The 16,126-nt window shown below is 34.7% G+C and carries 10 protein-coding genes; all 10 read right to left on the bottom strand.

Translation table 11 applies throughout. The features are described 5' to 3' along the window. Window positions 1-228: 228 nt before the first annotated feature. Window positions 229-2,463, bottom strand: a complete 2,235-nt coding sequence (locus ABG79_RS03735) for a SpoIID/LytB domain-containing protein (protein ID WP_057977279.1) — start codon at window positions 2,461-2,463, stop codon at window positions 229-231. 96 nt (window positions 2,464-2,559) lie between these two features. Further along, window positions 2,560-3,495, bottom strand: coding sequence for a hypothetical protein (locus ABG79_RS03730; RefSeq protein WP_057977277.1), 936 nt, complete (start codon window positions 3,493-3,495; stop codon window positions 2,560-2,562). A gap of 58 nt (window positions 3,496-3,553) precedes the next feature. Continuing rightward, window positions 3,554-4,327, bottom strand: a complete 774-nt coding sequence (locus ABG79_RS03725) for a hypothetical protein (protein WP_057977275.1) — start codon at window positions 4,325-4,327, stop codon at window positions 3,554-3,556. Between the two features lie 168 nt (window positions 4,328-4,495). After that, the gene (locus ABG79_RS03720; protein ID WP_057977273.1) at window positions 4,496-6,199 is read right to left on the bottom strand and encodes a phospho-sugar mutase; all 1,704 of its coding nucleotides are present in this window, start codon (window positions 6,197-6,199) and stop codon (window positions 4,496-4,498) included. Window positions 6,200-6,326: 127 nt separating this feature from the next. Continuing rightward, window positions 6,327-7,187, bottom strand: a complete 861-nt coding sequence (gene galU, locus ABG79_RS03715) for a UTP--glucose-1-phosphate uridylyltransferase GalU (RefSeq protein WP_057977271.1) — start codon at window positions 7,185-7,187, stop codon at window positions 6,327-6,329. Window positions 7,188-7,388: 201 nt separating this feature from the next. Next, entirely contained in the window at window positions 7,389-8,441 is a 1,053-nt protein-coding gene (locus ABG79_RS03710) for a tetratricopeptide repeat protein (protein WP_057977269.1), read from the bottom strand. Window positions 8,442-8,684: 243 nt separating this feature from the next. Further along, window positions 8,685-9,293 carry a 50S ribosomal protein L25 gene (locus ABG79_RS03705; protein WP_057977266.1) on the bottom strand — a complete coding sequence of 203 codons (609 nt, stop codon included), beginning with the start codon at window positions 9,291-9,293 and terminating at the stop codon, window positions 8,685-8,687. Between the two features lie 281 nt (window positions 9,294-9,574). Beyond that, complete coding sequence (locus ABG79_RS03700) at window positions 9,575-10,882, bottom strand: TIGR02679 family protein (RefSeq protein WP_057977264.1); 1,308 nt, start codon at window positions 10,880-10,882, stop codon at window positions 9,575-9,577. A 16-nt stretch (window positions 10,883-10,898) separates the two neighbouring features. Further along, on the bottom strand, window positions 10,899-14,969 hold the full coding sequence (locus tag ABG79_RS03695) for a TIGR02680 family protein (protein ID WP_083490322.1): 4,071 nt from the start codon (window positions 14,967-14,969) through the stop codon (window positions 10,899-10,901). Then, on the bottom strand, window positions 14,956-16,122 hold the full coding sequence (locus ABG79_RS03690) for a TIGR02678 family protein (RefSeq protein WP_057977262.1): 1,167 nt from the start codon (window positions 16,120-16,122) through the stop codon (window positions 14,956-14,958). Before ABG79_RS03690 ends, ABG79_RS03695 begins: the two co-directional genes overlap by 14 nt. Window positions 16,123-16,126 lie beyond the last annotated feature (4 nt).

Below are 16,126 nucleotides of genomic sequence, written 5' to 3'. Positions count from 1 at the left end.
TTTAAATCTATCGCAATATACCTAATCTGATTTATTTCCCATAACATATACTTTCTCTTTTATATATCTATAATTTTATCAGGCGTATCTGCATTTTTCTATGCGTCTATTTTTTGACACTTACAACGTTTTGGCGCTTACCTTTCACCGACAAGATTACACCCATACAGGCGCATATTAAAATTGGCCCAAGGAACCCTTGGACCAATTGTCAAACAATTCAAGAACTCAAGAAATCAAGTGAATGTCACCATTTATAGCGTTAACTGTTGCTTTATCGACAACACCAGTTACCTTGAGTTTCTTTGCCTTTTGGAGCTTCATGACAGCTGATTTAGTTGCACTTCCAAAGTAGCCGGTTGGATTGCCTACCTTATATCCAATGCTGTTAAGTGCAGCCTGCAGCTTTTTAACATCTTCACCCTTCATTCCAAACTTCAAGGTTCTTGTGAAATTCAATTTAGCTTTGCTAAATTTCTTTGCATCCTCAATTATCTTGCCGTAAAGCTTATCATCAACCTCGCCAGTTGCTTTTAATCCTTTTCTCTTTTGGTAGCTGACAACAGCATTATACGTTTTATCTCCAAAGTAGCCTGTAGGAGTTCCTATATTATACATCAACGTATTCAATGCCTTCTGAAGCTCTGCTACCTTTTCATTCTTACTTCCCTTCTTTAATATGAATTCGCTTCCCCTTGAAACCTCTTTAATAACATTAAACTTAGTTTCATAACTCAATTCCTTGCCTGAAGAATCATTCTCATCTTTAACTGTAACTTTTACAATATATTCCCCGACGTTTTCAGGCACATAATTTAATGTTCCAGTGTTTCCATAGTCCTGTTCATAAACTATATTTCCGTCCTTATATATTTCAAACTTGTATAAAAGCTCTCCACTTCCTCCTTCAGTTACAATGTTTAAATTTACAGGCTTTTTCTCGTAGACTATATTTTTATCTAAAGTTAATCCTGAAATGGCAAGAGGTTTGAATACCTTAAGTGAAACTTGTCTTAACTCATCAAAATCGTTTGTTGAGTTAATGTTTTTAATATAGGTCTTTAAAACATAATCACCTTCCAAAGTTAACTGGTAATTAAATATATATTCACCTGTATAAGATGAATTAGGATTAATTATTGCTCCATCTTTTATTAATTCAAACTTGTATAAAGTATCTGTGCTTCTTGTTTGGGTGATTATTTCAGCTTGCAGTGTATCCCCAGCAATTAACTTATCATTATTAACGTTTACAAACACAATATTGTTTGACACGTTTATTATATTTGCACCTTCGTAGTAAAATCTTAATATCTCATCATATTTTTGCCCTGCAAGCGCCCTATTTCTTGCCCCTATCTGGCTAAGTCCAACACCATGTCCATATCCTCTTCCTGTAAACGTATACAAATCGTTTGCTTCATCATACGAAATATCGAACATTGCACTTCTTAACGCCAGTGCTATTCTTGGCCACTCCTTTTTAAGGCTTTTTCTGACCTCGTTACCATTTACGTCCAAATAAATAATATCCATATTTGCAACTCGTCCACTTTCATTTTTTACTATGGACGACAAATCAATTCTCAAAAATTTTTCGCCTTCCAATAATACTCCCTTATTCTTAAGCCTTTTTTCAACCGTATCTTTAGTAATATCTGTATCAGAACCCTTTAGCTCGATTGCCCCAGGTGTTCCATTTGATGAAGTAAATGGCCAAATAACATTGTCAAACGGGTCAGGTTTAGAAATCAAATACGGCAATTGCACGCTCCATGCATTTCCTGATGCCTCAGTGTAGCCTCCATTGCTGGAGGAAAAATATGCAGAGATAATATTTTCATTATATGTCATCAAAACTCCCTTTGTATCATCAACAGCCTTTATAGAATTGACATAGCTCTCGTTATATCCTCTATAAACCTGGCAGTCAACCCCATCGCATAAATCATATCCATCCTTGCGGTGTTTTCCCTTGTTCGAAAGCGCATAACATCTTGCAGCAACCGCCTGTGCCTTCAGCGCCTCAATATGTGAGGATTCACCCATCTCATGCGGCACAACTCCCTTTAAATAATCCTCAACCCCAATAATGTTTATTGGCAATATTAAATTATTTCTTACCTTAAATATAAAACTACCTCTATATTTATAATTCCTGCTACCTGATTTTATGCTAATAGTCGTCTGCATCTGAACCGGAACAACCGACAGTTCTGTATATGTTTTACCGTTAAAACTAACCATCCCATTCAAAACAGACAAAGTTATGCTTGTCCCAGATGGCTGCAAAACGTTGTCCACCAAATAATCACCATTCAAAGTCAGCGTAACACTCGATGCCGCCATACTATCAAGCCCAACCTTTAAATCGCTGAAATAGTCATTCCTTACAGCTCCTAAAACCTGTAATGGGGAAATTAGCATTATAACGCACAGAACAAAAGCTATTATCCTTTTCACAGCCTCCCACCCCCTGATACAATTATATTGCATATTCTAACAACAAACAATAACATGCTTATTATTTAGACAATATTTTCAAATAAAAAGTTCAAACTACATTCCAAAAACCGACACTAATTTTAAAACATCTTTCAAATCCAAATTAGAAAGTAGTGCAGACTTTACCCTGTTTCTTGAATCCTCTGGCAAAGCCCTATATTTCTCCTTAACTGAAGCCACTTCCTTTTGATAAGAATAATCAGGATTTGAAATAACTTTATTTAAGGTAGATTGAATAATTGATATAATCTCCTTTTCTCTATTAGTTTTCATACTAGAATAAACCTTATTTAAACTAATGCTTACCTTCCTTAAAGAATTTTCTACCTCCTCGTCAAGTCTTTTCACCTTTACCGTCGTTTTCTTACCACTTTTTATTACACCTTTATTTTCAACAATAACTTTGCTCTCATCAAATAATACAACATCCTTATTATTAAACTCAAATGTAACAACTCCATCCCTAATTTCAAAACTCTTCACCTTAAATGGTGATTCTGAAATATCAATCTCTACCCCCCTACTAGATATGTTGAATCCCTTTTCCTTTATTCTTTCACCATATTGTAGCACAACAGAAGTAGGAATCATCAACCTTCCAATTTTTATTTTTTGAGGATATACTAGAATATTTTTATCCTCTATTATCACCCTTCCACTCATAAACAAAAAAACAATTCGTCCTTTTAAGTTTACATGCGATATGATTTCTATTTCATCGTCTTTAAAATCAACATAAATTCCCTTAACTTGTATATCACCAAATTCTTTACCATCGCCAACCAAGTATTTTATAGAACTGTTTATATCTTCTGAAGTTGCCCTTACCTTACCACCCTTTAATGCAGCATCTTTAAAATCATTAATCAACTTATCAGATGCCTCTACCTTAGGTAAATCATATTTAGTAATAGCAAGCCCATAAATAATTCCAGCAGTTAAAAAAATTATTCCAATTAAAACAGACATAAAATATAAAACCTTTTTCAAATTATCACCCCAATAAAACTCATTTTAAAAAAAGAGCCATCAAATGATGACTCTTCCCTTATCTTATCTTTACTACAACTGCATAATTAACTTTTTCTTTGCCTTCATATACATAAAAGTTAATTCCAAGTGAATTACCTTCTGTTAAGCTTCTCAACGATCCTAAAGTTACACCCTCTGGAGGATTTTTATCAAGCCCAAATTGCTTTGGAGTAACTGTCTTCTTAACATTTCCTGCAACTCTTACTATGTTCCCTGAAAGGTTAACATTAGAGTTTTTATTAGCCATCAAATTAAGGTGTGTTACTCTATCAGAATCCTTCATAGCTGATAGGTCAAATATGAAGGCATTCCCATTAACTTTTGGTTTTACAACCATTGTTCCATTTACTAAAACATCAATGCTCTTTAATGAAAGCTTAACATCCTTTACAACGATTGTCTTTGTCTTCACATAAGTATCATACTTAACTTTTGAACCATCTCTTTTAACCATTATAGTAATATGATATTTTCCAGGTTTAGCAATCTTTGCATTAAAACTAAACACCTTATTTCCATCTACTGCTGCTGAATAACCATTTCCACCAAATATATCATAAGTTTTCTTTGTAGCTTCATCTACAATATAGGCTCTATATTGAACCTTTCCTGAATAATTTGCCTTAACTGAAACAGGAATTAAATCAAATACATTGGCACTTGTTTTAACCTGTGCAGCAAATGAAACCTTTGGAACCTTAACTGATGCAGCAGAAGCAACAAAATTAAATGACATTGCAAAGAACGCAAAAGCTAATACTAAAGCAGCAAACCTTTTAAAGTTTTTCATCTTGAAACCCCCTTTCATTTGTTAATATGATATTAGCAAAATCCGAATCGTTGCACAAATGTAATTATTAGCAATGCAGTTATCTTTATCTTTTATAGTAAATTTTCTATATAAAAAAGGCTGTGCACTAATTACTTAGCCAACAGCCCCTTATCAATAATATGTCCCTTATAGTCCAATTTGTAAAATGAATTTTTCCTTTACCATTTTAATTTTTTCAAAAGCACTTGCCTCATCGTTATCACGAACCGCAAAATAGAATTTTATCTTTGGTTCTGTTCCCGAAGGTCTTGCAGTTATAACTGTTTCGTCTTCGAGTATTATTTGTATAACATTTGAAACTGGTAAATTTATAATCTTTTCACTACCTAGCAATAAGTCAACCTCTTTAGAAGTTAAATAATCTTTTACTTTAACTACTTTTAAATTGCCTATTGATGTAGGTGAATTGTTTCTTAATTTATCCATAATCTCGTTAATTTTCAAACTACCTTCAATACCTTCTAATGTAACAGATTTTAGATCTTCCTTATAATATCCATACTTTTCATACAACGATACAAGTCCCTCATAAAGACTCATTCCATTTAGCTTGTAGAATCCAGCCATTTCACAAATGAGCATAGAGGCAATTACTGCATCCTTATCTCTTACAAAATCACCTGCAAGATAACCATAGCTTTCTTCAAAGCCAAATATAAAATCCTTGTTTCCTTGTTCTTCAAATTCCTTAATCTTTTCACCGATATACTTAAATCCCGTTAAAACATCCATAATGTCTACATTGTAGTTTTCTGATATTCTTCTTGCCATTTCTGTTGTTACAATGGTTTTAATTACTACTCCATTTTGCGGAAGTTTTCCTGTTTCTTTAAGGTTTTCAAGTATATAATGAGTTAAAAGGGCTCCTGTCTGGTTTCCTGTTAAAACTACAAATTCCCCTTCCTTGTTCTTTACAACAACTCCAACTCTATCGCAGTCAGGGTCAGTTCCTATAATCAAATCAGCCTCTAATTCCCTTGCCATCTCGATTGCCCTTTTAAACACCTCATGCTCCTCAGGGTTAGGATACTTCACTGTCGAAAACTCAGGGTCTGGGTTCTCCTGCTCTTTAACGACGTAAACATTTTTATACCCAAGCTCCCCAAGAACCCTTCTTACAGGCTTGTTGCCTGTTCCATGAAGCGGTGTAAAAATAACCTTTAAGTCATCCTTAACCCTTTCAACGATATCCCTGTTTACAGTAAGCCCCTTCACAAGCTCAACATATTCTCTTTCAACCGATTCATCTATATAGTTAAATAGACCTAATTCCACTGCCCTGTCAAACCCAATAGTCTTAATATCGCTATAGTCAATTGAATTAATCTCCTTCAAAATGCCTTCAGCGTTCTCCTCAGTTACCTGGCCTCCATCCGACCAGTAGACCTTATATCCATTATACTGCTTTGGATTATGTGATGCAGTTATAACTATCCCTGCAGTTGCACCTAAATATCTTACAGCAAAGGAGAGCATTGGAGTTGGCTTTAACTCACTATACATATACGTTTTTATCCCATTTGCATTTAATACAAGTGCAGCCTCTTTTGCAAACAAATCGCTGAACCTTCTTGAATCATATGCAATTGCAACAGAACCTGAGCGTTCCTTCTTCAATATGTAATTTGCAAGACCCTGAGTTGCCTTCCTTACAGTATAAACATTCATTCTGTTAGTTCCAGCACCAATAATCCCTCTTAAACCACCAGTCCCAAACTCAAGTTCCTTATAAAATCTCTCTCTAATTTCAGCTTCATCTAGATTCTGCAATTCCTTTCTTGTTTCTTCATCAAACCCCATCCATTTGTTATACATATCTTTAAATTCCATTGCCTATACCTCCATTTACCATTTACATTATTTTCTATTTTATACGATTAATTCAGATTACACAACATTATAATAATAAAACAATAAAATTGATCAATGTAAATTTTGTATAAATTATTTATTTTATTTAAATTATTCCCTTTAAATATGACATGAATTCATCTTTGATTTCACTTCTCTTTAATGCAAATTCAATTGTAGCCTGCAAAAATCCTAATTTATCTCCCACATCGTATCTTTTGCCTTCAAAATTATATGCATACATAGCTTCTTTTCTTAGCATTTCTTTCAGTGCATCTGTCAATTGTATTTCACCATTTTTTCCTGGTTTAGTATTTTCTAAAATATTAAATATTTCTGGAGTTATAATATATCTTCCTAGTATTGCAATATTGCTCGGTGCTTCATCTATATTTGGTTTTTCAACTAAATCTGACACTTTATATAGTCTTTCATCAATTTGAACCCCGTTTACTATACCATATTTATTAACATCTTTTTTATCAACCTCTTGAACACCTAAAATACTTGTTTTATACATATTAAAAGTATCAATCATTTGTTTAAGACATGGAGTTTTACTATCTACTATATCATCTCCTAAAAGAACTGCAAAAGGCTCATTACCTACAAATGTTTTAGCGCATAAAATTGCATGCCCTAGTCCTTTAGGCTCCTTTTGTCTTATGTAATGTATTTGAGCCATATTAGTTATATTATCTAGCATCTCTAGCATTTCATATTTGTTTTTTGATTTTAATTCTAGTTCAAGCTCAATAGATTTGTCAAAATGATCCTCAATAGCTCGTTTGTTTCGGCCTGTTATTATTAATATTTCCTCTATTCCAGATTTAACTGCTTCTTCAACTATAAATTGAATTGTTGGCGTATCCACTATAGGCAACATTTCTTTAGGCTGAGCTTTAGTTGCCGGCAAAAATCTTGTTCCAAGTCCTGCTGCTGGAATAATTGCTTTTCTAACTCTCATTATTATCCCCCTTAGCAAATATGATTAAAACCTACAAATAATTATAGTCTATATATTAGCAATATTATAATAGAAAAAGAAATATATTTCCAGTTTTAAAATATACTTATAAGTTTATTTTGGGGACAGTTCATTTGCTATTCAACTCTTAAAAGTTTAATTATAAATGAACTGTCCCTTTACATTAATACATTAATACATTTATATTTGTTTTAGCCACTCAATTGCAACTTCGTCATTTGGGTTTATTTTTAGTGCGTATTCAAACTGTTCCTTTGCTTTTTCTATTTGGTTGAGGTAGACATAGCAGGCACCTATGTTTGTTATTATGCTTGTGTCCTTTGGGTTAAGTTTATGAGCCTTTTCAAAATAGTTTATGGCATCTTCTAGATAGCCAAGGGAGGCGAGGTTGAGCCCTATTTCATTATCGACTTCGGGGGTTTCAAGGGCTTGCAATAGCTCTTGAAGGTATAAAAGGGCTTTTTGGTGATTTTGAAGCTGCCTTAGGGCAACTGCTGCATAATATTTTGCATCGAGATTATTTGGGTTTGATTCTATGTAGGGTATTAGTATCTTAAGGGCATCCTTTGGAGAGCCTTGTTTTAGTAAATCAACAGCTTTATCGTAGTTTTCTATTGATTGGATTTTATCAAGGTATTCTTGGGCTTTTTTCGTTAAGTCTTTGTGGGTCTGAACCTTTCTTAAGTAGTGTTTTGCAAGGTCTGTGTCTTTGTCGAGGTAGTATTCGCCAAGATAAAAGTTAGGTATTTCGTAGTCAGGATGAGTTTCTGTAAGTTTTTTCAGGCTATCTAGTATTTCGTCTTGAATAAAGGATTGGTTTGTTTTGTTCAGGTATTCCATTAGGATGTATATTCTATTCATTTGGAATTCTTTTTTGGGGTTTAGTTCTATCAACGCATTAGCATAGATTGTTGCAGTTTTAGGATTAGACCTGTTTTGTTGTATCTGGTAGATTATGTAACTTTCTATGTTTGGGATGGATTGAAGTATTATTTTGTAGGTTGAATTTAGTTTGAAATCTTTATCCTGTCCAAGTATTAAAAGCATACCATCGATGATATTTGCGATAAGAAGTCTTTGTTCTTCCGATTGCAAAAGTTTGGCAGGTTCAACTGGGTAGTCGCCCTTGGGGAAAGTAATTGGCTGGTCTTTAAGATAAGCATTTACGTCCTTTTCTATTTCAATGAAAATAAGGTTGTGCGCTTGTTTTTTGAAGTATTCTTGAAAATTCATTCTATCACCTCGAATTATTTGATATGTTTAATATAGCAAATGGGGAGTGGATTTTCAATGGGAACACATGGGGACGGTTCATTTGTTATTATACTTTTTAAAAACATGGGGACGGTTCATGCGAAAATTCACTTTTTAAAGTAATATTTCAAATGAACTGTCCCCAAAAGTGAAAGTGTAATCTGAAATGAACTGTCCCCATGGAAGATAAAAAAAATAGAGCAGCAATTGCTGCTCCTAAAATTATTCAATTGTTCCATCAGCTCTAACAACTATTTGCTTTTCTACTTCTTCTGCCTCTTCAATTGTTTCTCCAACCTTGACCAGTGATGCCAGGATTGTGCTAGGTGGTTCAATTATCGATATTTCTTCAGCAACTTCAAGGTCAGCTACAGTTATTTTATCTTTTTTGCTGAGCCTTGAAACGTCGGCTACTAAATATTTTGGGACATTATCTACGCTGCATTCTACTTCAACTTCGTCCTGCATCTTTTGAACTATTGAATTGCTTGAGCGGAGATATTCCTCACCCTTGATAAGGACAGGCACTTTAGCATGAATTTTTTGTTTTTCATCAACCTTGTAAAGGTCAAGGTGCATGATTCTCTTGTTGATTGGATCCCTTTGAACTTCCTTAATCATAGCCTTGTAGTTTTTGCCGTTGATGTTAACGTCTATTATGCCATGGTCTCCCATTTTCCTAAGGGCGCTGTTAAGCTCGAGCTCTGCAAATTCCACCAACATATTTTGAATTTCTCTGCCGTAAAGATTGGCTGGAACATGACCTTCTCTTCTCAGTCTATTTGTATCTCCCTTTGTCTTGTGTTCCCTTAAATTTGCGGTTAGTAACATTTTACCCCTCCTTAAAGATTTATCCTTTAAGAAGTATTTCCAAGAATGGTGAAAATTAATCATACTATATAAAATTTTGTTTAGCTTGGGGACAGTTCATTTCAAAATTAACTCTGAAAAAATGGGGGACAGTTCATTTGCTATTTTAAAAATAAAGTTTAATTGCAAATGAACTGTCCCCATGTATTCCCATGGATTTAAGCTGAATTACCATTTTAAGGTTAAGTTGAATCGTGAATGAACCGTCCCCATCCATGCATGCCATCCCAATGAGTGAAGATTCATATTTCAAATGAACTGTCCCCATGATATTTGATGATGTCAGCTACGTATTCGTCAATTAAAAGCTCCTGATAAGCTGCAAAAGCATTTTGTTTTAGCAAATCGCCAAGCTGTTTAAGTTTGGGATTTTTAATTTTTTCAAGTTTTTTGAGGCGAGTGTCGTCTATTTTTTTGTTGGATATAATTTTTAGGTAGTCAGATGATTCAAAGTGCCAGAGTTTGATTTTTTCACCGTATCTTTCGATTAGCTTGTCTGCAATCAAAAGGCCTTCGGGGTCAAAGTCGCCAGAATAGTATATTACTTCTACGCTATCGCATAGTTTGTCAAGTAATACAAAGGATGCCAGCCTTATTTGGCCATAGGTGCAAATTAAAGAGGGGTTGTATTCCGAAGTTTTATAAAGCACTTCGCTGAATACCGTAGGGTTTTCAAATACATATACTATGTTGTTATTTGCGCTTACACTATCTACTCTTGAAAGGTTCCAAAGCGAAATTTGAACCGGTTCCTTTAATTTGCTGAAACCTTCCCAACCCGGGTGAACTTGTCCATTCTTGTAGCCTAACAAGCCGCTAATCATAGTAAAATTAGAAACTTCATCGTCAATTATTCCTGCTCTATATAGGGCTTCGGCGCGTTCTTCTGCATTCTTAGGAAAATCTATCCCTAATAAAAAAGAGATTGCGTATAAAAGCAGTTTGCCACATTCGCTGTCAGTATCAAATGTGTGTGGGTTTTTACTAATTCTTGAAGAAAAAATTGCCAGTCGCTCAATATTATTAACATCAAAGCTAAGACTGTTTATAGCATTCATTGTAAGTTGAAGCATGCTTTCTAATTCAGCTTTATTTTTCTCGTATTTTTGAATTATAAATTTATATGAGTTATCCTTGTTTTTCAAACTGCTCTCAAGCCAATTGTATGCTTTGCTTGCTTCATATTTTTTTAGTATCTCGCCAAAAAATTTTTCACGCATTTCATCGGATATTCTTTTTTCTTCTTTCTTAGAAATCAAATCCTCTCCAAAATATCCCATTAATACTTTTTCAAAATCAATTCCTGCAAATTTTGTGTTCTCTAGAGCATTAATTATTTTTTCAATCTTAACGCTTGCCGATTTTTTGCTGTAATAATCCCTTTTAAGGAGCCCTGACAGAGCCTCCTGTTCGTCAGGGCTTAAATTTTTTAATTCAATTGTTCCACCTAAATTGCCAAGCGACCTGTATTTTTCTCTTATAGCCTCGAACATTCTTTTATACGCTTTGGTGGATTTGAAATAATTAACACATTCCTTTGTTTTATCCACAAAATCACCGCCTAATTTATGAAACCAGTTCCTTAGTCTTTCCGTTCCAGTGGTATCTTATTACTGTAACAAAATCTGCGTTTTCAGGCCTTAAAAGTTCGCAAATTGCAAGGGAGGGAACTGTATCGTAATCTCCCCATAATATTTGGGAATTAATAACAAAATCAAGGTTTAAATCCCTTAAAAGCCTAAACATGTCCCTTATATTCTTTTCATCAACTCCAGCAAAAGCCTCATCAAGCGATATTATCCTTGGGCAGTCTCCTCTGGCACCTAAATATCTTGCATAAACCGCTGAGAAGAGCGGAACATACATTGCCATCGCCTTTTCCCCACCGCTGAACTGGTAAAATGCGTTGTTTGTCAGCTCCTTTTTATTCTGCCCCATCCTTTGGAAGTATAGCTTAAACTCAAACCATTTTCTATAGTCGAGTATCTCCTTCATTATGCTGTGGAATGTTACGCTTTTGCCTGAATCCTCCTGTATTCTTCTTGCATCAGCTATTTTGGAGCGGAAGTGTTCTGATAATTTGTTAAGGTCGCTCTCCTTCATTATGCTTCCTTCCTGCTTTAGTAAATCAACAAGCTCCTTTGTATCAAGCTGATTTTCGCCCTCTGCCTTTTTGCTGGTCCACCTTAGACTAAAGGAAAGTCCGCTTGAAGTATCCATTTTCTCCATTAGCTCATTCATCTTTTTAACCCATTGCTCACTGTGGTAAATCTTGGCTCTTATTTTTTTGCTTATATTATTAACAAGTATGTCCTCGAAAAGCTGCCTGTCGCTTTCCTTTAGAAGCTTTTCGTTTTCCTCTATTCCCTCTTTGATAAAATCGATTAGAGCATAAAAATCTACGTCCTTGCCCCTTACCTTTCCGGTTAAATAATGCCTTTTTGCCCTTGCAAAGGCTGCCTTTATTTCCTCGTCATCTGCTTCAATTTCCCGGTCAAAGAGAGAATCAATCTTCACGATATATTCTCTAAGGTGCTGATTGTTTTCCTGGAACTTCTGATATAGATTGCTTATATAATCGTCCTTTTGTTTTTCATCTATTTTAATTTCTCTTACCAATCTATGGGCAATTTTGATTGGCTCATCCTCTTTAGCTTCTTCTATAAACCCAAGTTTATATTCTTCAATAAAGGACTGTTTAAATATATCTACTATTTTTCCTTTTTCATTGATTTTCTTATTAATGCTACCTAATTCTTCGATTGCCCTTGTGTATAAATCATGGTTTCTTGCTCTTTTGTCTATTTCTTTTTCCTTTTCTACAGGATATGTTTTTAATATGTTTAGGCACTCGTCTATTTCCTTTTCTATTTCATCTATATTTGAAAGTTTCAGCTGCTCAAATAAATTGCTAAGGTTTATTTCGTTTTCCCTTAATTTTCTATCGAGGGAGGTGATGTCGTCTATTAAGTTTTGGACATCCTGTTCAATCTCTTCCCTCTCGTATATTTTAGAATTTGCCTGTTCGTTATTGTGCATTATATCAATATGAAGTTTTTCAAGGCTGTGAAGTAAATCTCTATACTTTTTAGCAGACGCAATAGCCTCTTCGTATATCTCTATGTCTGCCTTTAAATTTATTTTATGGGTTAGTTCATAAACAGATTGCTGAACATGCTTTAGTTTTTCATAAATTGTTCTTTCTTCTTTTTCCTTTAATTCTACGTCTTTTATTATTCTTTCGAGTTCGTATTCTGCTTCCTGTAGTTGTTTTATGGCTGTTAATAAATCATCGCCTTTAGGGAATTTATTGAGCTCACTTTTTAATGTGGCTATCCTTTGGTTTATTTTTTGTATTTGTTCTTCTTTTTCTATTATTTTTTCCTCAATATTGCGCTTTATTGTTTCTAATTCATTAATCTTTTCTTCACGGTATCTTTTTCTAGCTGATGAACCGATGAATTTTGGGCTGCAGCTGCTGCTTGTTTTACCCTTTAATATGCCGATCTGATACTCTCCCTTTTCGTTTATATATGTTGAATTATTTTCGTCAATTAAAATGCTTTGTATCACGTCGGTTATATCCTTTTCGGTTATGCCGTTTACGTCTATTTTGTCGGGCTTTAAAAATTCAGAAATATCATGCATCAAAATTTGTGGCGTTGGGAAAATGTATTTATCTGCCATATCTTTATCCATCTGGAATATTTTATCTTTGAATTTAGAAGGAACGATTAATGCATCCAAAAGCCCCATATCATTGAGTGCTTCCTCCACCCTTCCCATTATTTCTTGAGGTATGTCCTTAAAATCAACTGATTTATACAGCGGTATGAAAGGAATTCCTTCCTTTTCAAGCCTTTGTCTGTTTCTTATAACCCTTTCATCCCTTTCAGGTTCCGGATCTTTTTTGTTCCTCCACTCGGCAATTTCAGATTTTATTTCGTTTAGTTTATTTTCTTCCTGTTGCTTTTCAAATTGCAAATTAGCTCTTTCTTTAATAAGCTCTCCTTCAAAATGGTTGTATTCTTCCCTGATTATTTTAATAATATCGTCAAAGCTGCTTTTTTGGTTAAACTGGTTTACAGTTCTTGTGCAGCTTATAAGGACATCTTGGCTTGGGATGAATTCTTTATTTGAGTTTTTCCAGGCATATATTCTTTCGTTTAGCTCTTCCTTTGTTTCAATTAATAAAAGCTTTGAATCTTCAACTCTCTTTTCCTTTGTTATTCTTTCCTGCTTTTTAGATTCAAGCTCCTTTAAAATTTTGTCGTATTCCTTGTTTATTCTATCTAATTCTTTTAGTAGTTCTCTTGCATTTTCTATATTTTCATAATGCTTTTTGAATTTATCGTTAACAAAATTAAAATCATAGTTTTTGTCTGCGTTTGCTTTAATCTCATCCTTTAAAAACTCCTGCTCATCAAATGCAAAATCAACGGCGTATTCGTCCATCTCTTCGACTATTGCATCGAGCTTTTTGATTAAAATGTCGTGTTTATCGCTAAGCTCTTTAATTTCAGAGTAAAGTTTTCTTTCACGCGATTTTTTTAGGTCGAGTTGGTTTTGCTTAAGATGCTTTTCTTTTTTATAGTTTGAAATCAAATCTTCTATTGAGTGTATTTTTTCTTTTATTTTGAGGCTGTCGTGAACTTCTAGCTGCCTTTTTTTATCCTCAGCTGATTTTATTAGCATGCTGTATTCTTCTATTTTCTTCTCGGCTGCTTGGAATTCTTGTTTTGCATAGTCTCTTTTTTGCTCGAGTTCTTTTTTGTCTTTTATGAGTTTTTCTAATTCGTTGTTGCTCAGTATAAACGATTTTGCCTTGTCAATTAATATAAATTTATTGTATTTATCATAGGCGTCCTTAATCCTGTCGGCTGCTTTTTTGCTCTCCTTTAGCTCATCCAGTCTGCTCTTTATGTTGTCCATATTTTCAATAGCCTCAGACATTGGGCGCAGATCATCCTCTGAAAGGGGTTGCAGTGAATTTTCCATTATTTCATATATAACCGTTGGTCTAAAGTCCTTTGAAAGCTTCGGGGACCTGAGCTGCACAAGAAGCTTTATAAGCTCGTCGTATTCGTCTATGTCGCTAAATCCGAATAACAGGTCGTTGACCATTTTCATATAATCGCCCTGGGTTTCAACCACTTTGCCGCCTGTAGAGATACGGTTTTCAAGTTCCTTTTTAGTTAATGGTATCTTTTCGCCTATGTTTTTGTATAGATAAAAATTATGGCCAATTCTTCTGCCGTCGGTTATAGAAAAGCCCCAGGATTGGATTGGTTTTCCTCTTTGAGCCTTAAATCCCATGCCTATTGTTAGATAGTTTCCCGTGTCCTTCTTTTTAAATTCCATGTAAAGGTATCCGGTTCTTTCGTCATCTCCGTCTTCGTCATCTCCTAAGAGGTAATTTTCAAGCCTTCTTGCCTTTGAACCAAATGGGTCAAGCCTTTCGGGGCTTTTATTCCCGTCAAGTAGAAGGGGGATGAAACTTTGCATTGTAACTGATTTTCCCGAACCATTTGAACCTCTTAGGAGCAACCTTCCATCTGAAAAGGTAAATTCCTCTTCATCATAATACCAGAAGTTAGCAAGACCTGCTCTTTCAATTATCCATCTATTCTGATTCATCCATTGCAACCTCCTTCTGGATATCTGTGTAGAAATCGTCAGGATATACTCCAACTATTTTTCCGCACAGCGGCAATATTTTGATTTCTTTTTTGTCTGGTAAAATTTCAATCATATTAAAGCCGGACATGTAGTTTATTATCTCGTCGGTTAATTTATCTATTTGCATTTCTCTATATTCTTTGCTCCAACCTACTGAGTTTTGCAATTTTAGTTTTTGTATAAGCGATTGAAAATATGGTAATGAAACTTGGCACGTGTCGTTTTTGTCTGGCTTTAGCTGGTTTGCTGAAATCATGCTTTTTATAACCTTGTTCAATTGCAAAACTATGTCGCTTATAGATTTGTTTTCTGGGAATACATCTTTGTAATTTTGATTTTGTGATAAAACAGCCATAGCGCCGTTTCTGTGAACATGCAGCTCCCAGCCGAGGTATTTTTCAAGGTCGTTTTCTAAGGAGCTTTTTTGTTTCTTGATGTAGTCGTAATCTGGGTCGTCCGTTCCTTCGTTGTATACTATTGGGGACATTATGAGCCTTCTGTAAACCCTGTGGCGCCTTATTATACCTCTGTCTCTGTCAAGGTCTAGCTGCTCTTCATTTTCAAGGTCTTTGTAGGATTTATAATTTAGTATATTTGTTGTAAAATTTCTTACAAAGTATCTTGAAAGACCGGTGCTCTCGTAGAGCACTTCCGATGTTGCATCCTGTGCAAAGCTCTGCTCGTCCCCGTCATCTACCTTTATCATGCCGATGTCGGTAGCAAAACGCATAACCTTTATAAGGCTGCGGCGGTGCCTGTATAAAGTCCAGTCCACCTTTTCGTCGCCTTCAAAGTTCCCTTGAATGAAGTCGGTTATTTCTGATAGGACGAATTGTTCATCCTTGCCCTTGTCCTCAAGGAACATAAGTAGAAGGCATAAAAATGCGTATTCTATTGGGGAATGGAAGGTGCTTATGCCCATCCATTCTTCAGCTTTTCCTGGAAGTTTCTCAAGTTTTATAAGGTAGGGGTTTATTATTATTTGATAGCCAAGTTTTTCTGTTATAAAGGATTTAAATTCATGGATGTGGTCTTTTATTTTATAGTAGAGCTCTTTGTCTTCATCTTTGCTTATCCAATAGTTTTCAAGTAGAAGTTCGAGTTCCTTCATATTT

Origin of the sequence: Caloramator mitchellensis, from assembly GCF_001440545.1 — a bacterium.
Lineage (GTDB): Bacteria > Bacillota > Clostridia > Clostridiales > Caloramatoraceae > Caloramator > Caloramator mitchellensis.
This window is presented reverse-complemented; position numbering and strand designations above follow the sequence as displayed.